This window comes from Mesorhizobium sp. Arg314, from assembly GCF_053714275.1.
The window spans coordinates 1-24,597 of record NZ_JBSKBP010000059.1 but is presented as its reverse complement, the minus strand read 5'-3'; the positions used below and the strand labels follow the sequence as shown (position 1 = coordinate 24,597).

Sequence of the window (24,597 nt, the reverse complement as noted above, 5' to 3'; positions counted from 1 at the left end):
ACCAAACTTTGTCAGACAGGGGCCTCCTCACGCCAAGGCTGCTCGCCTCCTACCGCGATAGCGGTTTAGTTCAATCAGAACTGCGATGATTTGGGAATCCTACGACTCATATAAATCTCATCCCGCTCTAGGCTGGCGTCGTCCAGCGCGCTCTAAGAGGAGGTTAGCATGACCTCGCAAACGGCGGCCCCGTAAGTTGTGAGACCCTCCGGGACAGGCTTTCCATGGCATCCCAGTGCGTGATGTCGACAAGCAGGCCGACGAACCAAATGCCTCTGCGCAGCACTCGATGTAACAGGATCATGACGCTTCGTTTAGTCGAACGTTAAGGGTCCTCGCCATAGGTTCTGTGACGAGTTGGGGCACGGGATCAGACAAGGCGCGCGACCGCGCCGCGGCAAACCCTCAGCGCTGCGGGCTTGCCTAGAATGCCGGATGCTCCGGCCGACCGGAGATGCGCTCCTCAGATTGCATGCCAATCGGCCGAGGTTCTTCGCCCTCGACCCGATTGGACCCGCAGCAGAACCGGCGAGATGCGACCATGATTGCGGCTCTCAGAAACGTTTCCCTGCAGAAGGGTACACACTCGATGATCGGGGTGGATCATACCGGCCTCGGCACGGTCGACGCTGCAGGGCAGAGCGTAGCGGCCCAAACGGAGTTCGACGACGTGCGGCTCATTCTGCGCCGCTGGCAATCCGCCTGCGGCGCAGGTGCGCTGCCGCCCTATGAAGAGATCGCGTTGGGCAGCGTCGGCCGCTTCTCGGATGAGATCGCTGTCGTCCGTCGTTTGGGGGACGAGCCACCTTTCCTGCTGCGCTGCGGCCAGCGCTTCCGCGCGATCGTCGGCATTGCGGAGTCCGCGCGCAGCCTCGAGGAACTGCCATATGCCTTCAATCTGGCGATCGGCTCCGCCATCGACAAGGCCTGCTCGGCAGGCGAGCCGCGGCTCGCAGTTTGCCACTGGGTCGTCGACGGCAAGGTTTCCACGATCGAGATCGTCGCGCTGCCGTTGTCGTGCCGCTGGCCGGGCGAATACTTCCTTCTTTTCCTTCGCCCGCGCGCCAGCCAGGTCGACCTTGCCAGTCTGCTCATCAACTCCACTCAGGAAGGCGTCATCGCGCTGAGTCCGATCGATCATGGGCATGGCGCACCGTCTGACTTCTACATACTGAGCGTCAACGAGGCCGCGGCGAGCTTCCTCGGGTCGAGCATCGACAGCCTCCAGTTCGCCCGGCTCTCGGACACGCTGACCAAGGTCGGCATAAGCGAGATACCACAAGAGCTGCTACGCGCCAGTTCCGGCGGGCGCATAGCGAGCTTCGAGCTCGCCTATCGGCTGGGAGGGCAGAGGGTCGCTCTTCAGGTCGGCGTCGACATCGCCGGCGGCGTGCTGGCGGTCACACTGACCGACATTCGCGACCTGAAGGCTCGCGAGACCCTGTTCCGCTCTCTTTTCGACGATAATCCGGTACCGATGTTCGTGCGCAGCCAGTCGACCGGCATCTTTCTCAACGTCAACGAAGCGGCGTTGCGCCTCTATGGCTACAGTCGCGGCGAATTCCTGGACCGCAACCTTGCCGAAATCCGCGTGGGTGGCAGCACCAACCGCGAGGGGGGCGGCCGCGAGCTGGTGCTTCAGCACCGCACCGCCGACGGTCGCGAGCTCGATGTGATCGAATACACTAGCGAGACGCTCATAGACCACCGGGTGGCAATACTATCGACAATCGTCGACATCACGGAGCGCAAGCGCGCCGACGCCCATATTACTTACCTCGCTCACCATGATCCGCTGACGGGAGTGGCCAATCGAACAGTCTTCACGCGCGAGCTGGAGCGGGCGGCCGACGGCCTCGAGCAGAACGGACGGCGGTTCGGCGTGGTGCTGATCGACCTCGACAATTTCAAGACGGTCAACGACACTCTCGGACACGCGGCAGGCGACGCACTCCTCATAGAGGTGAGCGCCCGGCTGAGACACCTGGTGCGCAAGACCGACGTGGTGGCCAGGCTCGGCGGCGACGAATTCGCGATCCTGGTGCCGGCGGTCGAATGCCGCTCCGACGTCGAGGAACTCGCCCGGCGCATTATCCGCGATCTTACCGCCATCCGGAAGGTCGACGGCGCCGAGATAGTGATCGGCGCGAGTATCGGCGCAGCGCTGGTCCCGGACGACGCCACCGACATCGACGGCCTACTGAAATGCGCAGATCTCGCCCTCTATCGAGCGAAGCAATCGGACAAGGGTACCTTCCGCTGGTTCGAAGCCGGGATGGATATGCGTCAGCACGAGCGGCGTGCGCTGGAGATAGAGCTGCGCGGCGCCGAAATCGACCGCGAGTTCGAGTTGCATTACCAGCCAATCATCCGGACGCAAACCGGAAAGCTGCGCGGGTTCGAGGCCCTGCTGCGCTGGCACAATCCGCGCCGCGGCATGGTGTCGCCCGCGGATTTCATCCCGATCGCCGAGGAAACCGGCATCCTCGACGAGCTCGGCCGTTGGGTGCTTGCGGTGGCTTGCCGGGAGGCGGCAACCTGGCCGCGCGAGCTGGTGCTGTCTGTCAACGTCTCGCCGGTGCAGTTCCGCAAAGGGGACCTCGTCGGAGCGGTCGGACTGGCCCTGGCCGGCAGCGGGCTGGAGCCGCACCAGCTGGAGATCGAGATCACCGAGTCGGTGCTGCTGTCGGCCAGCAGCACCAACCTCGCCATCCTCAAGCAGCTTCGCTCGCTCGGCGTGCGCATTGCACTCGACGATTTTGGCACTGGCTACTCCAGCCTGAGCTACCTCAGGCAGTTTCCGTTCAACCGCCTCAAGATCGACCGGTCGTTCGTCAGCGAGATCGGCCGGTGTCCAGAGTCGCTCGCCATCGTCCGCGCCGTCATCGGCCTCGGCGCCAGCCTCGGCATCGATACCACGGCCGAAGGGGTGGAAACGGTTGCGCAATTGGAGGCGTTGCGCGCCGAAAAATGCGGCGAGTTGCAGGGCTTCCTGTTCAGCCCGCCGGTTGCCCGCGAGAGTGTCGCCGCCATCATCGGCACGTATTTCGAAGAGACATCGCGCGTCGCGTGACGGGATCGCCGACCTGCGCTGCCGGCACGCGCGTCTGCAGCGCGCGTGACGCGGACGCCCGACAGGCGCAGCTGTCGCCGGCAGCGTTCAATTTCTGGTATGGTCATCATGGGGTTGGGTCTCCAGTTTGATGTGAGAAGGGCGCAGCGGGAGCGCTCGTGGCGCCGAAGCTGGTCGGGGTTGCGCAGGCGCCACGAGCACGGATTGCAGGTGCACGGTCGTCGTGAGCGTCGGCGTGGGCGCCATTGTTGCCGGCCTCGTGTCGCACAGCTCGGCTGAAGAGGTCGCCATATTCCGCGGGGCGCGGATCAGTGGATGATCCTGGGTGAGCTGCGATGCCAGCTGTGGGACTTCTTCAACCTGTTGCAGCGCCTGCTCAAACAGCCGCTCGACAGTTGCGCGTACGTGCTTGTAACGGAAGATGCGATTGCTGATGGCATAAGCACAGGCCTGCTCGACCAGCCGTGTCGGATACGTCCGGCTCAGCCCTACTATCCCCACATCCCGCGCTGTCCGGGGCGTCCCTCGGCATCGAACATGTGTTGGCACAGGGCCCTGGTTTGGGGACCGATGCGACCTGCGTTCGCCAGCCGCACGGCGGGTTGCTGCGTATTCCAATGAAACCGGACGGTGATGGAGAGACGAAACCGGACGCCACCACGACACGGCTGTCCGCCTATGCCGCCAAGCGCGGGCAACCGATGTCCCTGATCGCCGAAGCTGCGATCTCCCCCTTCCTCTCGCCCGATGCGGGACGAGCGGCGCGAGGCCGCCAACGCCAAGCGCCTCGACCAGCAGGATCGGCGCCTGGCGCGCCTCGAACGCGAGGTCGGCATAGCGGTCGAGACGCTGGCGCTGTCTATTCGCTTCTGGCTGACGACCACGCCGCCCCTACCGGGAGCCAGCCGCCCAGGCGGCACGAGCGAAGGCGGGAGCGCGGTGTGATAATTTCGTCGCGGTGCTCGGCCGCCGGCTCAGTGAAGGCCGAAGCTCAGCCGATACCCGAGGACTGTCCAGGCGACGTCAGCCGCGGATGAGGAGCCTTGGTGAATAACCGCGTAACCTAGCCTCTTCAATTCCGACTTAGACGGGAAGCGATAATGCTTGTATCGAGTACTGTCACCAGCCCGTCATTCTATCCCTCGATAATCGTCGAGGACAATTCAATGCCTATACCTTGCCCGTGCTTAAGTTATCCACTCAGTTTGAGAGGTATGTCGTGCTCAAGGCCACTCTACCTTGTTTATTGATCTGCGCCGTCTGCTCCTTAGCGGGTTGCAATGACGCGGCGCTCTTTCAAGCACCTCCTCGCGGCGGAGATCCGGTGCCAACACCTGCTGTATCGGACAGCGTCATCACGCTCGTCGCATCGCTCCCTTATGCTGCGCTTGCCCAGATCGCGGAAGCTAAAGTCCCCCAGAACGTGCCTCTGGGAGGCGACGGATATGTCGCCTGTATGGATGTGCCATATCTCAATCCGGGCCACGTCGGCTCGCACCAGGAGTGCTTTAATAAGCCCTATGTCGATTTTCGGGGCGTCGGAACAGAGAGAGACTGTGTGAACGTTCCCGACATTACTGGCCCAAGCACCGGCATGAGAAATCAATGTGCCGACTACCATTGGAACGCCAACGTCAACAAAGACGGCCCGGTTCGGATCGGGAAGTCCGGGGCAGATATCCAAGTCGCGCAGAATATTCACGTCACCGGCAAGGCCGGACTGGGCGGTGACCTCGCCGGAGCTCTGTCGCTGTCCGGCAAGAGCTTCGACGCCAGGGTTTCGTAAGCTGTGAACCTCAATGTCGGCCTCGACAATCGTTGGTGCCCGCTTGTCAAGGTCGCTCCCGTTGGGCGGTGGGTGGACAGTGCTTCCGTCGAAGTGGTCGGTCGAAATTGCGTCGGGATCGACCTTGGCCCGCTTGGCCATCCGCAGGTTTGCGCCGGTCCCGTAAATTTGGGGTTGGCTGATGTTCTGAATGGCGAGTTTGACAAGCATCGCGACGATATCCAACACGCGGCGCAACGCGCTGTATCCTGCGACATGGTCCGTGCGAAGGTCGGGGAGCAATGGCACCCGTTCTCGATCAAGATCGATCGATCTGGACAGGCGCCTCTCTTTCTCAACATTGAACCGAAGACGGCCGGCTTCTCGGGACTAGTTGCCGGAGACAGCGAGAGCAAGATCGTCGTGCGCGTCGGTGTGAAAGCGGTCCTGTCTCCGTCTGCAGCGCCGAGCACTGGCGAAACCCTCCCCCAACTCGACCCAGCCACTGCCAATCAGGGCGGTCTCGACATCAATCTTCAGGCCGTCGCTCCCTATGACTTCCTGAAGAACGAGCAGGCGGCCTCCATGAAAGGAAAGACCTTCAAGAAGGATACCGCGGCCGGTGCAGTCGAAATCTGGATCGAGGATGTCGACCTCTATCCGAGCAACGGTTCTCTCGCCGTTGGCTTGAAAATCGATGCGAAGCTGCCGGGACGGTGGTTCGACACGACCGGATGGGTTTACTTGTCCGGAAAGCCTACGCCTGTTCAAAATGGCAAAGCGATTGCGATCGAAAACATCGGCTTTGCAACGGTCCTCGACAATGCATTCTGGACGACTGTCCAGGGTCTCTTCGAGACGGAAATTCTTTCGACTTTGAAAGGACACGCTCAGTTCGACCTCAGCAACGAGATCGATAAACCGGCATCTCAAATTACGTCGGCCATCGCCAAAGCCGATGTGCCTGGTCTTAAGATCACCGCCGGCCCGCCGGCGATCCAATTGAGGGGCGTCACTTCGCGCAACCCGTCCGGACTCTGCGCACAATCTCTTTGACAGCGACGGATTTACCCCGGGAATCAGGTGACGTTGACCGGCACCAGCCTGCTGCCTCAGCGAATTTCCAGAACTCTCAACACACTACCCAAAGAATGGCTTCGTCTCGCCAGCCGTATATTTCGGGCTCAGGAGAAGAAGCGAGGCGCTCGGATGCCAGTGATCTGGCTGGCCGCAATGGGCAGTGCCTACGCGGGTCATTCAAAAAACTGTGGATAAGTTTTTATGACAATTCCTTGTCATATCACACAAATCGACTCCGAGTATCGGTAAGCAACTTGGCTAGGGGGATTCGATGAATCGGCTGCTTTATTGTTTCGTGGTGCTTGTCGCCAGCGTTTTCGGCTTTGATGGCGCGGTCAATTGCTTTACAGGAAAAGGCTCTAATATTGTCGCATTTGCGCAGAATGTGCAGTTTGTGCAATCTCAACCGGCCCCGGCGAACGAAAGCCTCGGAAATGGCGGGGCGTCCCTAAGCCCGACGAGCGGGCAAGGCACAAGCACCGCTCCAACCCCAACGTCTCCCTCTGATCAATCTCAAGCCGCACCGACCACCGGCAGCCCGGATGCGGCGGCACAGGTTGGCACGTCACCTGCCGCGACCGGCGATGCGGATGCCGCCACCACGACCGATCAGGCGACCGATGCCACAGCGGCGTCGCAACCGCAAACCAGTGGCGGAACCGCGGTCGCCACGACGACAACCACCACCAGCAGCGGCGACCCGGAAGCGGTCGGCGCGACCAAGGTTGATCTGCCCAAGGCAGGCGGCAACGGCAATCTCGGCTATTCCATCGCTATCGACGCACCGGCCTTTCACGGCATCGGGCCCAAGATAGCGCTCAACTACAACTCGTCGCGCAAGACCAAGCTCGGCGGCCTCTACCAGGGCTGGCTGGGCTATGCCTGGGGGCTCGATGGCTTCGACGTAATCGAGCGGACAAGCCCGGGCTATGGCATGCCGGTCTATGACGCGAGCGACATCTTCCTGCTCGACGGCCAGGCGATGGTGGCCTGCGTGTCCGGCATGGTCTCGCCGTCGTGCTCGACAGGGGGCACGCATGCGACGGAGAATGAGAGCTATCGCCGCATTGCGCTGAACAGCACCACCAATGAGTGGAAGGTGACCGACAGGGACGGTACGGTTTCGACCTTCCGCTCGGTAGGGGCGGTCGCCAACCTCAATCCCGCGGCCGGAACGCCGGCCTACGATTTGGCCTTCAGCTATCGCTGGCTGCTGACCTCGGTGACCGATACCAACGGCAACACGGTCACCTACAGCTACACCTGCCCCGCAAGTCCGGTCTGCTATCCGGCGAGCGTCTCCTATAACGGCACCAGCATCACGTTCTACTACGAGACGCGTCCCGACCTGATCCTGATGGGCAACGGTCGCGACATCTCCGAGACCAATCAGCGCATCAAGACGGTTCGCATCACGGTCTCGGGCGCGGTGCGCAGCGCATATGCGCTCACCTACGACCAGGCGCCGTTCTCCAACACCTCGCGGCTGACCAAGGTGACCCGCTACGGCACCGACGCCGCCATCGCCGCCGACGGCACTATCACCGGCAGCACCTCGAAGGTCATCGCGCAGGTGACCTACCAGAACACAGATGGTGTCTACGGTACGGTGAACGCTTCGATCACCAAGGCTGGCTTCAACCCTCCGAGGTCAGTTGGCGACCTGAGCTTCGATGGCAGGGACGAAATATTCGGCGATGTAGTTATAACAGACTACGATCATGACGGGTCAGCTTATCTAACGCGAACGAAATACATTTATAAGTTCAACTCGGATGGCACGATTGCCTCCACGATAACACTCGTCGCGCCCTCTGGCTCGAATGGATACCCAAATGACCTCCAGCCGCAGTTTCTCTCGCTGCCGGGTCGATACGTGGCTGGCAAGAATACCATGGATTTTGCCGACTCGGCGGTTACTACTGAGTTCATAGGCGATAATGACCATCCTTCCTACTACGTAAATAACTTCATTCTGAAAACGGATGCCGCCCTGGGGCTGACCAAAGCGAATTGCTCGCCGACCGGCTACCAGGCGGTTTGCAGCGCCCTTCCGACGACCGGCCCGTTGCAACCCGATATTGTAATTGCCGCTGATTCTGACGGGGACGGAGTCGATACGCTGGTTCCAAACGGCTCCGGCTATGAGGTCCATGGAATTGGGGATTTCCTCGGTAATGGAAAGCAGCAGCCGCTCTACTGGAGCCCTAACGGAACTTCAAGAAAGGGCGTGATTTCGAACGGCAAATGGCAACCGGGCGGCACCTCGTTCAGCATCGCCTGTTCCAACGGGGACTACTCGGGCGGAGCGGGCAGTTGCGTACTGGGCGACGTCAATGGGGACGGCGCCACCGATGTCGTTCTGTTCAACGGCACGTATGGCAATACGACCGTCTGGCTGTCGACTGGCACCGGGTTCAAGAGCTACACGGGCTCGACGATCGCGGGCATGAGCGCGGTCGTGCGCGACTTCGACAATGACGGCAAGATGGACCTGATTACTATCGGTGGGACGATCACGTCGCAACCGGACAGGACAGGCACCATCAGGGTCTTCTCCCTGCGCCCGTCATCGACCGCCATGACCCCCGTGCAGTTCAGCCTTCCCGCTTCAATCACCGCCGGGACGGCGGTTGGCGACTTCAACGGCGATGGCCTGCCGGATTTCACCGACTACAGCCATACGTTCGCCTCGAACGCTGGGACGGGCAATCCGAACTTGGTGAAGCAGATCACGACTGAGCTCGGCGGGACGGTGGCGATAGAGTATACGCCGTCCTCGAGGTGGACGAACAACTATTTGCCGCAACTCGTGCATGCGGTTACGAAGCTGTCGGTGGGCGACGGCCGCGGCCAGACGGCCGTGAGCACCTATGCGTATTCCGGCGGCACGTACGATCCGGCCGCGCGCAAGTTTCTTGGCTTTGCCAACATCGTCGAAACCAAGCCGCTGGCCAATGGCGAGGTGGCGCCCTCGACGGTTGCGACCACCTATCGCCAGGACCTGGCGAGCTACGGCCTGCCATCGCTGACGGTGTGGAAGGACGGTGCCGGTGTCGTGCACAAGCAGGTGGCCGAGACCTATGCCGTCAACGCCACGACTAAGCCCTATACCGTGCAGAACACGGCGACCGACATCACACTGACGGAGAACGTATCGCGCACGTTGAGGGTCGAACGCGGCTTCGATGCCTACGACAACATGGTTAGCCTGAAGGACTATGGCCGCACCGATGTCAGCGGCGACGAGACCTGGGCCGAACGCTTCTTCTCGCCCAACACGTCCGCCTACATCGTCTCATCGCTGATTGCCGAGCGGGTGCATGCCGGGCTCACCGCCAGCGATCCCTATGTCAGCTACAGGCACAACTACTATGACGGCAATACCGACGTCTGGGCGGTGCCCACCAAGGGCAACCTGACCCAGACGCTGAGCTTCAGCGATCCCGGACTGACCAAGTCGATCAGCCAGTATTTTACCTATGACGCCTACGGCAACAAGCTGTCGGCAGTCGACGGCGCCGGCGACAGGACCGAGTGGGATTATGACGCGACCTATCACCTCTATCCGGTGACGGAGCGGGCACCAAAATATTTTGCCACCGGCGGGCAGAGCGCCGACACCCGCTTCGTCTCGACCGCGACCTACAACGTCGTGTGCGGACTGCCGGCGACGAAGACCGACCTCAACGGCCTGGTCAAGACCTTCACCTACGATCCCTTCTGCCGGCCCTATCAGGCATCCCAGAGCGTCACCGGCGGCTATGTGAAGACGCGGTTTGAGAACGAGGGCAATCCGGCGACGCAGGCCTTTGCGAAGTACACCCCGCTGCCCAATGGCGCGGGCGAAGAGTTCACCCGCTCTTACTATGACGGACTCGGGCGGGTCTATCGTGTCGAGACCCCCGGAGAGACGGCGACCGGTCCGACGCGCATTGCCGACACCGACTATGATCAGCGCGGCAATGCGCTCCGCACCGCCTTTCCGAGGTTCAACGGCGACACCGCCCAGTGGACCACTAACAGCTTCGACTGGAATGACCGCAAAACCAAAACGGTTTTTGCCGACAATAACCAGTCCACCTTTGCCTACAGCCTCGACAACAGCACCGGCGCCAATCCGCGGCTCTATGCGGTTACCGAGACCGACCAGATCAGCTCGACCGCCACGCGGCAGTCGAAGACCGTCTTTTCGACACGTGGTGATGTCGTGCAGGTGGTGCGCGATCTCGGCGGCCTCGCCCTGACGGAGACCCGCAGCTATGACGTGCTCGGTCGGCTGATCGGGGTGAGCGATCCCGGCGGCTCGAGCTGGTCCTATAGCTATGACATGCTCGGCAACCGGCTGTCGGCCTCCGATCCCGATCTCGGCACCTGGACCTATGTCTACGATGCCGCGAACCGCCTGGTGAACCAGACCGATGCCAGAGGCACCATCACCACGCTCGCCTACGACCAGATGGACCGGCTGACGCTGAAGACGGCAACGCCGTCCGGTGGCAGTGCGGTGACGCTGACCCAGAACATCTATGACGAAGCGGCGGCAGGCTTCCAAAATATCGGCCAGCTGACCACCTCGACCAATCCTGCCGCCACGCAGAGCTACAAGTGCGATGGCTTCGGCAAGGTGGCGCGGCAGGATGCCACCATCGGCACGCTGACCCACACCACGACCACCACCCGCGATGCCTCCGGCCAGGCGATCGCCACGCAATACCTGCCGGTGCAGCTCGACTTCGGCACTTCCGCCGCGCCGCTGCAATACACGGCAGGCAACAAGCTGGCCTCCGCATCCGGCTTCATCACCTCGACGCTCTACGAGGCCGACGGGCAGACCAGGGAGATCGACTACGCAAACGGCGTGAAGACCGCCTTCACCTATTCGCCGACGCGGCGCTGGGTGACGCGTGTCACCACCTCCAAGGGGGCAACGGTCCTGCTCGACGACCAGTATGCCCGCGACAATCTCGGCCGTATTATTGGCACGACGGGGCTGACCTCGTCAGACAGCTGGACCTATGGCTATGACAATGCCGACCGGCTGACCTCGAGCAGCAACCTGGGCAACAGCTCGCTCTCGGAAAGCTTCGTCTACGCCGCCAACGACAACATGGCCTCGCGCAGCCGTGTCGCGGGCACTTACACCTATCCGGCGGCGAGCGCCGCTCGTCCGCATGCGCCAACATCCGTTGGCGCCAACGCTATGGCCTATGACGCCAACGGCAATCTGACCTCCGACGGCAGCCGCACGCTGACCTGGGACGAGGCCAACCGGCTGAAGACCGTCAGCCTCGCCTCCAACACCGTCAACCTGAGCTATGGTCCTGACGGCGCGCGGGTGAAGAAGGCCTCGTCCTTTGCCACTACGCTCTATCCTGACGCTTCGGTCGAGATCGATCCGGCGATCCTGGGTTCGGAGGTCTATACCCGCTATCCGCACCCTGACATCAAGGTGGTCGGCGCCAACGCCTTCTTCCTGCACCGCGATCACCTGGCCTCGGTGCGCATGGTCACCGACAGCACCGGCACCATCACCGAGGCCACCAACTACGCCACTTATGGCGAGCGTCTCAACACCGGCTTCCAGACCCAGAAATCCTACATCGGCGAGCGCTTCGACCCAGAGACAGGCCTGATGTATCTCAATGCAAGATACATGGATCCCGTGCTGGGGAGGTTTATCTCGCCGGATGACTGGGATCCGATACTGCCGGGTGTCGGCACAAATCGGTATGCCTATGCTCAGAACGATCCCGTCAACAAAAGCGATCCCAATGGGCATCAAGAAGCAGCTGCCAATACAAGCGATACTTCAGGACAGACCGATCCCAGCCTAACGACTCAGATGGAAGAGGTTGCAAACCAAGCTGTTCAAGACGAGCAAAACGGATTGATATCGGCGAAGGACCGCAGTGACAAAACTAGCTGGGCTCACTCGCAGGTGACCGCAATTGCCGCTCAAAAGGCAATGGCCAAAGAGGCCGCCTTTGACAGGTACAATCGATCTTGGGCCACTCTAGAAGTAGCCAATTCCGCTCATAGTCTTCCCCTTGCAACCCCCACGTCAGTGGTTTCAGAGGTGATGACGCCGGCGCTTGGGATCGGAAAGGCCAACCCTTCGAAAGCTCCCGCCAACGTAGCGGAAATCGCGCATGAGCGCGCAGTTACAATCCATAGTAAACTAGACAACTATGCACAGGACAAACGCACCACAGCTGTTGTTGCGACGCGGGAAGGCACTTACGTCGTGTCCTCAAGTGCAGGTAGGCTCAGTCCTGCCCAAAGGGCTGAATTGCGAACAAATGAGGTCGAGGGCATTGGAATGCGAGGAATTCACGCGGAAGTGAACGCGATGAACGCCGCCGAGAATATGGGGCTTACCGCAATGGGCGTTGCGGCAAGTCGTGATATATGCGGTGGATGCGCTGCAGAGATTAACCAGCGTGGACTGGACACCTATAGTCCATTGAAATAGGCTTGGATATGGCTAACGTACTTACAGTAACGGAACTTGTAGCAGATCGGATTCAGCAATTAGATTTGAAGGAGATGCTTAACTTCTGTCTTCTTGTAACCGCAAGAATCTCTTCTGTTATTGGTCAATATGATAGTGTATTCGGCGAGAGTATTAGCAGGCATTTTGATGCCTTGGAATTATTGAAGAACATGAACTATCCTGACCAGATTTACAAGCTTCGAGAAGCGGCTGAGGCGCATATCCCTGACTGCGACGATCGACCTGGTAGCTTTTGCGGACTCGCGCAAAACGCAGCAATATGCTTTGCAAATTTCTGCAACCTCCGACTTACGAGTGATTCGAAATATTCAAAAAATATTGTTGAAAGTTACGTAGATTCAATCGACTTATTTGTCCAGGAGTACGGCGATTACCAAGGAGTTGGTGCTGATGAGTATGTGACGTCAAATTTATTATTCATAGGTGAAATAAAATACCTATATGAACTCGCTGACAGAGTGTCACGGTCGAACGATGAGCATATCGGTGCTGATGCCATCATCAAAGAGGTTTCTTCCTGTCCAATTCACATCCCATTCTGAATTGTGTGAGTCGCTTTCTAGTTGCTATAAAGTTGATCGACACGGCGTCCACTATTGCTTAGTCACCAAGGGTTTGGCGGTCCGGCGGGCGCCGCTCGCCGATCATTGCCTCCGCCAGCTTGTCGAGCGGCAAGTTGTCTAATTGGCTACGGGCGGCTTATCGTCACCACGAACTCTGTGGATATACTCCCAATATCACCATCAACCCCGACATCCGTTGCAAGAAGCCTAAAGTAAAACTCCAGGGGAATCGGGTGGATGTCAGTCAAGCCAATTAGTTGCGTCGTATCGGGCATGCTGCTGGTGATTTGCGGCTGCCAGTCTCCTTCGGGCAACGATTTCTTCACCGAGACCGTCGAGAGCCTGCATGCCAAAAACTCGCCGCTACGCTCGGGGTATGCGGGCTCGCAGTCGGTGACATCTGCCACCGCCCAGGCCCAGCGCTTTACCGGGGCGCAATATCAAGGCTCCGGCAACTTCGTGTCCTCGGCAGCGCCCGTCACCCAAGTGACTGGGGACGGCAACGGTCAGTACGAGCTCAACCTTGTCAACGCACCGTTGGCGCAAGCCGCCAAGGCGGTGCTCGGGGACGCCTTGCATGTCAACTACGTCGTCGACCCGCGTGTGCAAGGCACGGTTACTCTACAGACTTCGAAGCCGGTTTCTAAAGATGCGCTGTCGGACATCCTGGAATCGGCGCTGGCCGTGAACGGCGCTGGCATAGTGAAGCGCGCTGGCACCTATCAGATCATGCCGCTTTCCGAGACGCTATCGAGCACACCGGCAGTCAGCGTGCCTTCCGTCTCGGCATCCGGTCCGGGCGTCAAGGTCCAGGTCATCCAGCTGCAGTTCATCGCGGCCGAGGAAATGAAGACCATCCTTGAGCCGATCACGCGGCAAGGCTCGGTGCTGCGCGTCGACTCGACACGCAATCTGATCACCGTCGCCGGCAACAACGCCGATCTCGAAGCGATCCGCGAGGCCGTTTCAGTGTTCGACGTTGACTGGATGCGCGGCATGTCGGTGGCGCTGCATCCGCTCAAGGCTTCCAAACCGGAGGCGGTCGCGTCTGAACTGGACTCGATCTTCGGCACAAAGGGCGGAGCCGGCGCCAACGTCATCAAATTCGTGCCAAACGATCGCCTGAACTCCGTCCTGGTGATCACCTCGCGCCCAGCCTATCTGACGCGCGCCGCGACCTGGATAGACAAGCTCGACAAGCTAGCCGAGACGAATGAGGAGCAGCTCTTCGTCTACCAGATCCAGAATCGCCCCGCCAAGGAGTTGGCTGAAGTCCTGAGTTCCGTCCTTGGCACCTCCGTCAAGGCCGAAGGCGGGAATGCCGGCTCCAATGTCTCGCCCGACATGACGCCGATTGCCTTGCAATCGGATGGCGTAACGCCGGCGCCGTTGACAGGCCCGTCGCCCTCGCCCTCGCTCAATGCGGTGCCCGAAGGACAGGAAAAGCCGCATGCCAAGGTCGTCGCCGACATCGAGAACAATGCGCTGCTGATCCAGGCCACCGCCAGGGACTATCAGCGCATCGAACAAATCCTTTCGAAGGTGGACGTGCTTCCGACGCAGGTCATGCTGGAGGCGGTGATCGCCGAGGTGACGCTGAACGACGAACTCAAATTCGGGCTGCGCTGGTATTTCGAGAACAATGGGATGAAGCTTTCGCTATCCGACGTGGCGAGCGGCTTCACGGGCGCTGCTTTCCCGGGCTTTGCCTGGAGTTATGCGACCGACAACATCCAGGTGACGCTGAATGCGCTCTCCAGCATCACTGACGTCAACGTGATCTCGGCGCCCACCGTGATGGCGCTCAATAATCAGCAGGCGGTTCTGCAGGTCGGCGATCAGGTGCCGATCATCACCCAGCAAGCGGTTGGAACGACGACCGGCGATGCGCCGATCGTCAATTCGGTCGCGATGAAGGACACCGGCGTTATCCTGAAGGTCACGCCACGCATCAACAATGCCGGCCGCGTCATGCTCGACATCCAGCAGGAGGTCAGCAACGTCAAGAAGACCACGACCTCGGGCATCGATTCACCGACCATCCAGCAACGCAAGATCCAGACACGGGTGCTGGTCAATGACGGCGAGAGCCTGGCGCTGGGCGGCCTCATCCAGCAGAACAACAGCGTCGACCGCGGCCAGGTGCCGATCCTGGGCGACATTCCGGTTCTGGGCAATGCTTTCAAGAACAAGACCGACAGCATCGGCCGCACTGAATTGGTGATTTTCATCCGACCGCGCGTGGTTCGCGATTTCACCGAGGCGCGCGCGGTGACGGACGAATTCCGCGGCAAGATCAGCCTGGAAACACCGATCCAGAGACGGCGCGGCGGCACCAAGCTCGAGCAGGACATGAAGAGGCTGGCTTACTGACATGAGCGAACATGGCTGGCTGCTCCTCGGCTCGACCCTTGCATTGGCAACGATGCTTGTCGCGATCTCGGTCATAGATTTCAGACGGATGATGATCCCGGACGGGTTGAACGTCGTCCTGGCCGCCGGCGGGCTGGGTTTTCAAATGGTCGTCCAGCCGGACGCTCTTCCCCTCCAGGCCGGATATGCCGTTACCATCCTCGCCGCTTTCTGGGCGATCCGTCGCGGCCACTTCGCAAGGACCGGCAGGATTGGCCTCGGCCTCGGCGACGTGAAAATGCTTGGCGCGGCCGCCTGCTGGATCGATCCGTTGCTGTTTCCGCTGCTGCTGTTTGTCGCCAGCGCGGCAGCACTGCTGTTCGTCGGCTGGCAAGCCGTCGCGATTGGGCCGGCGACGGTGCGTTCGCGGGTGCCGTTCGGGCCGTTCATCGCGCTGGGGCTGGCTTGCGGCTGGGCGCTCGAACATTTCGTCGGACTGAATTTGGAGATGCTGTGATGCGCATTTTCCCCCTCAAGACCCAACCCGGAGCATGGCTTTTCGATGAGAAAGAGCGCGAGGCCGGCTTCACCCTGGTTGAGCTTCTGGTGGTGCTGGCGATCATCGCCCTGATCGCCACCTTGGTCGCGCCGCAGGTGCTGCGCTATCTCGGGTCAGCCCGCACCAATGCCGCCAAGGCCCAGATCCACAACATCGAAAGCGCGCTCGAACTTTACTATGTCGACAACGCGAAGTATCCAACGGCGGATGAGGGCCTGAACGCCTTGGTGAAGGCGCCTGCGGGCGAAAGCCGCTGGAACGGGCCGTATCTCAAAGGCTCGACGGGTCTCAATGATCCTTGGGGACGGCCTTATCTCTATGAGGTGAAATCTGATGCCAGCGCGGTCACTATCCAGACGCTCGGCAGGGACGGCAAGCCGGATGGCAGTGGCGAGGATCAGGACGTGAGCAACTGACCCGTCAGGCTGAAATCAGCGCGCCGGTTGCTGACTGGCGAGCGTCAACCGCGCCAGGCCGTCGGACGAATAGGCCGCACCGTCCCTTACGACCAAAATCTTGAACCGGACAGCGAGGGGCAGGCGCCGAGTGGCGTTCCATTGCCCAGACCATACGTGTGTCGAGCCGTCGAGATATTCGAACGCGATGCTGGCCACGCCGGATATCAGCGTAACCGGCTGGCTCTCGGCTGCATTGGCTGACTGACCGCCGCGGCGCGGCTTCTGCACGATCTGCAAATTTTTAGCGGTTCTCACGCCGGCCTTGTCTGACAGCGCGACGGAGATTTGCCTGAGCGCCGAGGACCCGAAGCCCATCGCCTGGATACCGCTGAACTGCACCTGAGCGCCGTTGCCGCTGAGATAGATCGGCTCGTCCGGCGAGGATCGCGACAGCGGCAACGGTTCCGCGCTCGCGATCGCGCTTTCGAGAAAGCGCGATGCTGCATCGACTTCCATTTGCATCTGGGTGGCATTGCCTATGCGGATCATAGTGCGAGCCTGGCCGAGGAAGACGATCATCAGCGATGAGATCACGCCGACCAACGCAAGACCGACAAGCACGTCGATCAAGGCAAAGCCATCGGCCGCTGTTTGGCGGGATTCCGGACGGCCGCTACGTCCGGCACGGCCTGTTCCCCCGGCGGCTGTTCGCAGCAAGTATCTGGAAAGTGCCTTTCCGGCTTCGAAGAAACGAGCGGTCCGGGCGGTCATTGGCCGTCCGGTCGCGTTTCGGGCAGGAACGTCAGAAACGCTCCTTTGCGCTTGCCCGCGGCACCGCCTTGTTCGACGATGAGGGCCGTCATTTTCGTCCTGGAAACGTCTATTTTGCTGGTCTTCAAGGTCCAGCCGGATGAAGTGATGTTGTCCGCACCGCCGGAGTGTTGCCCACCAGCCTCATAGTCCGCCATCATTTCACGTAGGCGTCTGGCATCTTCGACTTGCTCCCTGGCGGCCGAGATGCTGCGGCCTGCGAGAACAATCGCCTGGCTGGCGATGCCGAGGACCAGGGCCAGAATCGTCATTGCAACGATCATCTCCAGGATCGAAAAGCCCTCTTGGCCGGCAGTGTCGGAATGCGCCCCAGTCATGGCTCGCCCCTCAATGTCGAAAGCCCGGTCAGCCAGTTCACCTCGATATGGGCTGACTGTCCCTTTTGCCGAAGATCGATTTTCATGCCAGAGGCACTGCCGTTGGGAAGAAACGTTAGAATTGCCTCCCGGCCATCGACTGTCGTTTCGCGCCCGGTGGTCACGACCATTTCCACGTCCTGCGGCAGGTCGATCGTGTGGCGATCGTCGAAATGGATCGATCGTGCTTGCGGGGCGATGACGATCCGCTGTGGTTTCGCGGTGGCGATCGCCACCGTGCGCGATGCGCGAAACCGCGTGACGATTTCGCTGGCCGAGGTTTGCAGGTCGACGGTCCTATATCGCTTGATGAGGCCTGGCCCGGCGATCGCAGCCACGAGAGCCAGGATCGTCAGGACGATCAGCATTTCGACGAGCGTGAAACCGGCCGCCGCATTCGCCCGTCTTGTTGCATGTGCCGCGCAAACGGTCATTGCAGCGCCAGGTCGTTGATGCTGAGGATCGTGGTCATCACCGAGACGACCAGCGAGCCGACCAGCAGGCCTAACGAAATCGTCAGCGCCGGCGTCAGCAGTTTCAAGAGCATATCGATCCGGCGCGTGAGCGCGGCCTGCAGCATCCTGCCCGCACGATCGAGAACGACGGGCAGCGCATTGGCGTCGTCGCCCAGCGAGATCAGCGACAGCGTGGGATTGTCGAAAATCCCGGCCTTGGCAGCCGCTGGGTGAAGGCGGACACCGTTCGCCACCTCCTCCTCGATGGCCGAAAAGCTTGTTTTCAGGGAGGCATATTGCGAGATGCCAGCAGCCAGGCGCAATGCCTCGCTCATCGTCACGCCGTTGCCGAGCAGCAAGGAGAGCGTATCGAGATAGCGCGCAAGCACCGCATTTGTGATCAGCGGACCGAACAGGGGAATTTTCAGCGACCAACGTGAAAACGCATTTCGGGCCGCGGAGGATTTGGAGACAAGCAGGTATGCGAGCAGGCCCGCCAGGGCGACGAGCGGAAAGATAAAGGGATATTCGGTGAAGACGGTGCCCAGGGCCGACAGCATCCTCATTGTCAGAGGCCGGGGCGCGGACGAGCCTTCAAAGATTGGCTCCAGCGCCGGCACGAGCACTGTCGCCAAAATGATCAGCGCCCCAAACATCACCACGAGCAGAAATGCCGGATAGGTCAGGGCTTCGATGATGGCGGTTCGGCGTTTGGCCCTGGCTTCGAAATTTTCGGCCAGGCGTTGACAGATATACGCCATCTTGCCGCTGCGCTCGCCGCTGGCGAGCAGGGCCGCGACATCCGCGGAAATCCCCGGCAAGGTCAGGAACGCCTCGGCGATCGAGCGGCCGCTTGTCGTGACGTCGAGCACCGCCTGGATTTGCTTGCGCCTGGCGGCATGGCCCTCGCCCGAAATGACTGCACCGAGCGCGCGATCGATGGTGAAGCCGGCATTGAGCAGCACCGATAACTCGGCAAACAGCTGCCCCAAATCGATGCGTTTGGTCAGCCCGAAGTCGCCTGCCGGCCAGCGGAACCGTGTGGTGGTTCCGTTGTCCTGTGCCAGATAGAAGGACCGCCGCCCCTGCTGGGCCAGCCTGCGAGCCGCCTCCTGCTTGGAAGGCGCATTGACAACGCCGGCCTCGGTAGCGCCGTCCGGCAGTAAGGCGCGATAGGCGAATGACGGCATCATCCGTCCCCATTGAGATCGATGACGCGGCGCACTTCCTCGAGTGTCGTCACGCCGGATCGGGCGAGCGAGGCCGCGTGGGTTGCCATCGGCACAAGGTCTGACTCGGCTGCGGCCTTGCCGATCTCCAGTTCGCTTTCACCTTCATCGATGAGCGTGGCGATGCGCGATGAGACCTGAAGCATCTCATAGGTCACGGTGCGGCCGCTGTAGCCGGTGGAATTGCAGGGTTTGCAGAATGGACCGGCAGCACCGCGACAGGCCGGGCAGATGCGGCGCAGCAGCCTTTGCGCAATCACGCCCCGGATGGTCGCCCCGAGCAGATAACCGTCGACACCCATGTCGCGCAGGCGCGTCAATGCTCCCGCGGCGCTGTTGGTATGCAGTGTGGAAAACACCAGGTGGCCGGTCAGCGCCGCCTGGATGGCGATCTGCGCCGTTTCTCGGTCGCGGATTTCGCCGAGCAGGATGATATCGGGATCCTGGCGCAGGATCGAGCGCAGCGCTGTCGCGAAATCGAGGTCGATCGCAGGATTGACCTGGAGTTGCGTGACGCCGGCCATGCGGTATTCGACAGGATCCTCGACCGTGAAAATCTTGACATCCGGTCGCGAACGCTCGGCCAGAACCGAATAGAGGGTCGTCGTCTTGCCGCTGCCGGTCGGTCCGGTGACGAGCACAATGCCGTTCGCAGCTTGCGCCATCGTCCTGATCGTCGCTTGGGCTACCTCGTCGAAGCCCAGCTTCTCCAGGCGCAATTCGACGCCGGCCCGGTCGAGGATGCGCAGCACGATGGCCTCGCCATGGATGGAGGGAATGACGGACACGCGAAGATCGATGTCGCGCCCGCGCACGGCGATGCGCATCCGGCCGTCCTGGGGCAGGCGCCGTTCGGCAATGTTCAATCGCGACAGGATCTTGATGCGCGTCGAAATGCCAGACAGCATCGAAGACGGCACGGTGTCGACGACCGAGAGCATGCCGTCGTGCCGGAAGCGGATGCGGACATGGTCCTCCAGCGGCTCGATATGGATGTCGGTTGCCTTGGCGTCGACCGCGCGATGAATGGTGTCGGCGACGAAGCGCACGATCGGCGCCTCGCGGGCAAAATCCTTCAGGCGTTCGAGATCGTCCGAGCCGGTGTCATCGAGGCCGGCATTGCCCCTTTCCAACGAGACTGCGTCGGTGGCGGAACGCTCGATCCGCTCAATGCTTTCGCCGATGACGCGTCTCGGCAGAATGCGCAGCGAAGGCGTTCGCTCCCAATGAAACGAAAGCGCTTCGATGGTTGCCGAGGCGAAGGGATCCGCCACGGCGATGACCAGACGATGTTCGTCCAGCTCCAGCGGCAGGACGCCGTTCTCCCGCCAATAGGTCAGCGGCACGCTTGCGAGCAGGTCGGGGTCGATATCCTCCGGCGCCTCGGCCAGCGGCGGCACGCCGAGGTAGCGGCAAAGGCTATCCGCAAGCTCCTTCTCGCCGATCAGGCCGAGCTCCGTCATCACCGTGTCGAAGGGATGGCCCGAGGTCTTTGCCGCGCTCAGCGCACGCTGCGCGGCATGCGCGGTGAGCATGTTCTCTCTTTCCAGGAAGGCGAGAAACGTTTCGACTTGCGGAGCGCCGGGAGAGACGGTCATGAAGCCCATTTCCGCAGTATCTCGGCCACGGTGCCGCCGAACATCGCATCGCAGCCGGCCATCGAGGCAGGCGTCGTCGAAGAGCTCTCCGCGATATCGCCGCCAGGGATTTGCGAGGTCCGTCTAAAGCCGGCGGGCAGTTGTGGAAATCGCTCGACGACAAAACCGGCCCGGCCGACAATGCCCGAGCCTTCGCGCCGGGCTGCGATTTCGACCGAATAGACCGAACTAGCGTTCCCTTTCCGGCTCGCGGACTGCTCATCAGCACCATCGAACACATCGAGCAGACGCTTCGGCGTACTGGCGAGGTTAATCGAACCGCGCTTTAGATTGACGGTGAAAACCTGATAGAGGTCATGGAGCGGCGTCGAAGCGAGGCCCGAAAATTCCTGCAATTCCGCGACGGATTCGAAAGGCGCGAGTTTGGCCTCGCGCGGTCCAAGTGGCGACATTTGCTCCGTGGTGGATGCAAACACGCTTGCGGGAGTCCTGAACGAAATCACGGACCGGGCGAGCGCTTCGGCGCTTTGCCGATCGAAGTTGAGCGACGCGAAGCCGCGTGACAACAAACCCGGGTCGCCGCCATTGAGGTCGATCAGCCCGGCGTGATCCTGGACCTTAAGCTCGAAGGTCATGTGGCCCACGCGGCACTGCGCCGCCTCTCCATTCATAGACAGGCCGTCAGTCTCGGTGCCAGCGAACAGCTCGGCCGAGACGACGTTGACCAGCCCGTCGGCAACCAAGGTCATGCGCTGCTGCTCGACCTCATTGCTAGCGATCATCAGCCGTGTCCTCGCCGTCAGCGCGAAAGGAAGGACGATGGTCGAGAGGACCAGCATGAAACCCAGCACCGCCACCAGGGCAAAACCGCCACATCCAACATCGTTGCCTTGGAGTTCACTGCGCAAGGCCGTCGCCTCCAACCGCCGGTTTTTGAATGGCCGGATAAAGCGAGAGGCGTGCCTTTCGTCCGTCGCGGGTGAGCACGGCCTGGTCCTTGTCGATCGCCGAAACCGTCCAGCCGTCGATCGTCTCGCCATTGGCGTACCAGTCGGCGGCAGCGCTGCCTTCGGTCTTGAGCAAGGCCCGTGCGGTCCCGCTGCTAATGCTTATCCCAAGCAGAGACGGAGCAACCACTGATACAGCAACTTGCTGTGGAGGAGGTGTCGGCGGTGCGGCGGTCACTGCTACGGGTTTCGGCTCGACCGGTGCAGGCACGAATTTGCGCCGCGTCGGGCTGAACAGCGGCCGCTCGAAGGTTTCGGCGAAGCCGCCCATGTCGGCTGCGGTTGCGCTTTGATCCACGCCGGTCGGCGGCCTGGCTCCTGTTCGTTGGGCCGGCGCCACTGGAGACACATCGACCGCCGTTTCGTAGAGGACGACATTCGTTGCAATGAGTCCGGCGGCCGCGATCCCGATACCGAGTGCCGGGACGGTCCGCATCATGGCTTGTTCTCCGACGCAGAAACGGCTGCCGGCTGCAGCGCGCCATAGAAAAGCACTTCGACAAAGATTTCCGGCGGGCTCGCCGGCGAAGCGGAGGGGCTTATGTTCGTGGTTCTGAGGGTTGCTTCGCGCAAGAATAGCACCGGCAGCGTCGTTTCGAGGCTGAGCAGGAAGCCGTGCACGCTTTCCAACGGGCCCGAGACATTGGCGCGCAGCCCGAGATAGGCAACACCGTCCTCGCTGAGGGCCGGTGCATTGCCGGCGGAAAGCACGGTCACCCCGTTCGACGCGGCCATGGCGTTGAGCCGGGTCTGCAGCGCGCCGCGGATGACGGCCTCGCTGTCGCCCGTGAGGAATTCCTTGCTATCCGCGGTCGCCACCGGTGCGGCGGCGCTTTCGATGTTCTTTGCCAGGGCGATGACGGCTTCGATCTGACCGAGCGCTTCCCGCTTCTGTTCGATATCGGCCCTGGCCGAGGCGATGCTGCCGGCGGCGGCGAACACAACCCACCCCACCAGGCTGATTGCCAAAACAGTGATGGTGAGAGCCAGCGTTCGCCGGATCAGCACGGGTGCGTTGAGAATTCGTGTCAGCAGGCTCACGGCGCATCGATCCTGGCGGTGATCGTGAATCGCTCCCCGGTCTGCCCCGGAACCTTGACGACGGGGGCCGCGAATTCTGGCGAGGAGAAGAGGGGGGAGGCGTCGATCGGCTGGATCAGATCGGCGGCGGAGGACGCGAAGCCGGTAATAGCCAGTTCGCCCTTCTTCGACGAGAGGTCCGTCACCCAGGCGCTGTCGGGCAGCAGGTGTGTGAGTTCCGCCAGGATGCGGACTGTGGAAACGGAGGCCTTTCTCTCGGCCCGGATTCTGTCGGTCTGCTCGAACTCCGTCTGACGCCTCCGCAGGATCGCCCGAGCCTTTCTGGCTTGGATCTGCGCATCGGCGATCTGCTCGTCTAGCGCGGCTCCGGCCTGCCAATATCGCCATTGCGCGTGGGCATAGGTCGCGGCAAGACCGATGAACAATGTCGCGCAGGCCACGGCCCAAGCTCGCGTCGCGAGGCGCTCGCGTTTGGTGGGAGGCCAGATCACTGCTAGGCTCAGGCGGTCGAGAGGTTTCACTTGCCCATGCTCAACCAGCGCGATCGAGCGAAGTGTCCCGCCGACCGCGCGGATTGCATCCAATACTGTCGATACGGTCTTGGCTTTGACAACATGGTAGGCGCAACCTTGCTCGGGAGAGGCCGCGAACACCAGATGTACTTGCGCGGGATCGATTGGCGTTGAGGCTAGCAGGTCGAGTTCGGCCATAGTTCTCGCTAGTCGAAACGGCAGCCGCCGCGCCCCCAGTTGGCGGGTCAGAAATAGGCCGGAATGGATGAGGACGTCGAAGCTTGGTCTATTCCGGCGGTTCCCAGCGTGGAGGAGCGTCGAAATCTCATTCGCGAGCGGCAGCCGGACCGATTGGACTTCAGGCGCACCAGCCTTGCCGACGTGGATGCCGTCGTCGGCAAGAGCGACAGTCCAATCGCTGGTCGATGTTTGCCTTTGCCCGGAGGTAATCCGAGAGGCGATGGTCCGCATCTCCCCGAGCCACCAGTCGCAAAAACCCAAAAGCTGCGGTTCGATTGCCGTCACGACTGGCTGCTCGCTGCCTCGGCTGATTCTCACGACGATATTCAAAGGCGAGGCTACAACGCCAGGGCCAGTGCAGATACAAGGGAGATCGCGAAAGACGATTTAGCCACAGCTTTGTAGCAGCGAGGCCCTCGGGCTTATGTCGCGTTCCAAATAGCTGGAGATAGCTCCGACGGGCACACTTTCCGCAAGGGATCGCTTTGGCCTTCCAGCACTTCAAAAAGCTAGGTGCCTTCGTCCTGTTCGAACCGCGCGATGGGCCTCGCCGTTGCTCAAAACGGCACCACACGGGGGTCGCTGAAACGGCCATCCTTCGGATGCCAGCGCGCCATATTAAATAAATATTAGAGAGGCCTTTACTTTGGCACTTGCTTCTGAAGTAGTCGCGCGCGTGGAGGATAAGCGGCAGCGTCGAATTGACCGCCGACTGCTCGTCGCCGATGGCGCAGCGATCGCCGGCGTGTGGCAACAGACGGCCGCCGTGATGGGGGCGGCTGGCGTGACCGGCCAAGCGCTGACCCCAGCCGAGGCGATCGGCAACAATGTCCTCCAGATTCAGGCGCATAGGGCAGGCGAGAAGCCGGCGGCTGCCGTCTCCAAGGGTGGCGGGGGGTCGGCGCGGACCTCGTCATTCCTGTCCCATCCCGGCATGAAAGAACTGACCAGGCTGATAGGAGCTACCGAAATGGCGCAGACACCTTTGGAAATGCGGCAGAAGATGGCGCGGGTGAACCAG

Annotated in this window: 18 protein-coding genes and 2 pseudogenes; 10 read left to right on the top strand and 10 right to left on the bottom strand. The window is 61.3% G+C overall.

Annotation, left to right across the window (positions count from 1 at the left end; translation table 11 throughout):
- Window positions 1–541: 541 nt before the first annotated feature.
- On the top strand, window positions 542–3,073 hold the full coding sequence (locus tag ACWGS9_RS31260; protein WP_454508856.1) for a putative bifunctional diguanylate cyclase/phosphodiesterase: 2,532 nt from the start codon (window positions 542–544) through the stop codon (window positions 3,071–3,073).
- Between the two features lie 87 nt (window positions 3,074–3,160).
- Here ACWGS9_RS31260 and ACWGS9_RS31255 read toward each other — a convergent pair.
- Window positions 3,161–3,684, bottom strand: a pseudogene (locus tag ACWGS9_RS31255) (IS21 family transposase); the annotation flags it as partial.
- A 6-nt stretch (window positions 3,685–3,690) separates the two neighbouring features.
- Between ACWGS9_RS31255 and ACWGS9_RS31250 the strand changes: the two are divergent.
- The 8 genes and pseudogenes from ACWGS9_RS31250 (at window position 3,691) to gspG (ending at window position 16,325) form a co-directional block, all read left to right on the top strand.
- Window positions 3,691–4,127, top strand: a pseudogene (locus ACWGS9_RS31250) (CopG family transcriptional regulator).
- Window positions 4,128–4,397: 270 nt separating this feature from the next.
- Complete coding sequence (locus ACWGS9_RS31245; RefSeq protein ID WP_454508855.1) at window positions 4,398–4,859, top strand: hypothetical protein; 462 nt, start codon at window positions 4,398–4,400, stop codon at window positions 4,857–4,859.
- Between the two features lie 3 nt (window positions 4,860–4,862).
- On the top strand, window positions 4,863–5,894 hold the full coding sequence (locus ACWGS9_RS31240) for a DUF4403 family protein (protein WP_454508854.1): 1,032 nt from the start codon (window positions 4,863–4,865) through the stop codon (window positions 5,892–5,894).
- Window positions 5,895–6,189: 295 nt separating this feature from the next.
- Window positions 6,190–12,393, top strand: coding sequence for an RHS repeat-associated core domain-containing protein (locus tag ACWGS9_RS31235; RefSeq protein WP_454508853.1), 6,204 nt, complete (start codon window positions 6,190–6,192; stop codon window positions 12,391–12,393).
- Between the two features lie 2 nt (window positions 12,394–12,395).
- Window positions 12,396–12,977, top strand: coding sequence for a hypothetical protein (locus ACWGS9_RS31230; protein ID WP_454508852.1), 582 nt, complete (start codon window positions 12,396–12,398; stop codon window positions 12,975–12,977).
- Window positions 12,978–13,235: 258 nt separating this feature from the next.
- Window positions 13,236–15,371: a type II secretion system secretin GspD gene (gene gspD, locus ACWGS9_RS31225; RefSeq protein WP_454508851.1), complete on the top strand. Its 2,136-nt coding sequence runs from the start codon at window positions 13,236–13,238 to the stop codon at window positions 15,369–15,371.
- 1 nt (window position 15,372) lies between these two features.
- The gene (locus tag ACWGS9_RS31220) at window positions 15,373–15,867 is read left to right on the top strand and encodes a prepilin peptidase (protein WP_454508850.1); all 495 of its coding nucleotides are present in this window, start codon (window positions 15,373–15,375) and stop codon (window positions 15,865–15,867) included.
- On the top strand, window positions 15,867–16,325 hold the full coding sequence (gspG, locus tag ACWGS9_RS31215; RefSeq protein ID WP_454508849.1) for a type II secretion system major pseudopilin GspG: 459 nt from the start codon (window positions 15,867–15,869) through the stop codon (window positions 16,323–16,325). Before ACWGS9_RS31220 ends, gspG begins: the two co-directional genes overlap by 1 nt.
- Window positions 16,326–16,340: 15 nt before the next feature.
- Here gspG and ACWGS9_RS31210 read toward each other — a convergent pair whose 3' ends face one another.
- From ACWGS9_RS31210 to ACWGS9_RS31170, 9 genes are all read right to left on the bottom strand, one after another.
- Window positions 16,341–16,901 (bottom strand): hypothetical protein, encoded by a 561-nt coding sequence (locus ACWGS9_RS31210; protein ID WP_454508857.1) that lies wholly within the window; start codon window positions 16,899–16,901, stop codon window positions 16,341–16,343.
- Between the two features lie 173 nt (window positions 16,902–17,074).
- On the bottom strand, window positions 17,075–17,455 hold the full coding sequence (locus ACWGS9_RS31205) for a PulJ/GspJ family protein (protein WP_454508848.1): 381 nt from the start codon (window positions 17,453–17,455) through the stop codon (window positions 17,075–17,077).
- Entirely contained in the window at window positions 17,452–17,928 is a 477-nt protein-coding gene (locus ACWGS9_RS31200) for a prepilin-type N-terminal cleavage/methylation domain-containing protein (RefSeq protein WP_454508847.1), read from the bottom strand. The genes ACWGS9_RS31205 and ACWGS9_RS31200 overlap by 4 nt, the downstream gene beginning before the upstream one ends.
- Window positions 17,925–19,139, bottom strand: a complete 1,215-nt coding sequence (locus tag ACWGS9_RS31195) for a type II secretion system F family protein (protein ID WP_454508846.1) — start codon at window positions 19,137–19,139, stop codon at window positions 17,925–17,927. Before ACWGS9_RS31195 ends, ACWGS9_RS31200 begins: the two co-directional genes overlap by 4 nt.
- Window positions 19,139–20,776 carry a GspE/PulE family protein gene (locus tag ACWGS9_RS31190; protein WP_454508845.1) on the bottom strand — a complete coding sequence of 546 codons (1,638 nt, stop codon included), beginning with the start codon at window positions 20,774–20,776 and terminating at the stop codon, window positions 19,139–19,141. Before ACWGS9_RS31190 ends, ACWGS9_RS31195 begins: the two co-directional genes overlap by 1 nt.
- Window positions 20,773–21,699: a hypothetical protein gene (locus ACWGS9_RS31185; RefSeq protein ID WP_454508844.1), complete on the bottom strand. Its 927-nt coding sequence runs from the start codon at window positions 21,697–21,699 to the stop codon at window positions 20,773–20,775. Before ACWGS9_RS31185 ends, ACWGS9_RS31190 begins: the two co-directional genes overlap by 4 nt.
- On the bottom strand, window positions 21,674–22,222 hold the full coding sequence (locus ACWGS9_RS31180; protein ID WP_454508843.1) for a hypothetical protein: 549 nt from the start codon (window positions 22,220–22,222) through the stop codon (window positions 21,674–21,676). Before ACWGS9_RS31180 ends, ACWGS9_RS31185 begins: the two co-directional genes overlap by 26 nt.
- A complete protein-coding gene (gene gspM, locus ACWGS9_RS31175; protein WP_454508842.1) occupies window positions 22,219–22,824 on the bottom strand; it encodes a type II secretion system protein GspM in 606 nt (201 codons plus the stop codon). The genes ACWGS9_RS31180 and gspM overlap by 4 nt, the downstream gene beginning before the upstream one ends.
- Complete coding sequence (locus tag ACWGS9_RS31170) at window positions 22,821–23,861, bottom strand: PilN domain-containing protein (protein ID WP_454508841.1); 1,041 nt, start codon at window positions 23,859–23,861, stop codon at window positions 22,821–22,823. Before ACWGS9_RS31170 ends, gspM begins: the two co-directional genes overlap by 4 nt.
- A gap of 460 nt (window positions 23,862–24,321) precedes the next feature.
- Between ACWGS9_RS31170 and ACWGS9_RS31165 the strand changes: the two genes are divergently transcribed.
- On the top strand, window positions 24,322–24,597 hold a 276-nt coding region (locus ACWGS9_RS31165), incomplete at its 3' end, for a hypothetical protein (protein WP_454508840.1).

Excerpts from the sequence above, each read along its gene's own strand:
- ACWGS9_RS31180 (WP_454508843.1), bottom strand. The coding sequence starts at position 22,222 with ATGATGCGGACCGTCCCGGCACTCGGTATCGGGATCGCGGCCGCCGGA.
- ACWGS9_RS31220 (WP_454508850.1), top strand. The coding sequence starts at position 15,373 with ATGAGCGAACATGGCTGGCTGCTCCTCGGCTCGACCCTTGCATTGGCA.
- gspD (WP_454508851.1), top strand. The coding sequence starts at position 13,236 with ATGTCAGTCAAGCCAATTAGTTGCGTCGTATCGGGCATGCTGCTGGTG.
- ACWGS9_RS31235 (WP_454508853.1), top strand. The coding sequence starts at position 6,190 with ATGAATCGGCTGCTTTATTGTTTCGTGGTGCTTGTCGCCAGCGTTTTC.
- ACWGS9_RS31190 (WP_454508845.1), bottom strand. The coding sequence starts at position 20,776 with ATGACCGTCTCTCCCGGCGCTCCGCAAGTCGAAACGTTTCTCGCCTTC.
- ACWGS9_RS31200 (WP_454508847.1), bottom strand. The coding sequence starts at position 17,928 with ATGACCGTTTGCGCGGCACATGCAACAAGACGGGCGAATGCGGCGGCC.
- ACWGS9_RS31195 (WP_454508846.1), bottom strand. The coding sequence starts at position 19,139 with ATGCCGTCATTCGCCTATCGCGCCTTACTGCCGGACGGCGCTACCGAG.
- gspG (WP_454508849.1), top strand. The coding sequence starts at position 15,867 with ATGCGCATTTTCCCCCTCAAGACCCAACCCGGAGCATGGCTTTTCGAT.
- ACWGS9_RS31260 (WP_454508856.1), top strand. The coding sequence starts at position 542 with ATGATTGCGGCTCTCAGAAACGTTTCCCTGCAGAAGGGTACACACTCG.
- ACWGS9_RS31205 (WP_454508848.1), bottom strand. The coding sequence starts at position 17,455 with ATGACTGGGGCGCATTCCGACACTGCCGGCCAAGAGGGCTTTTCGATC.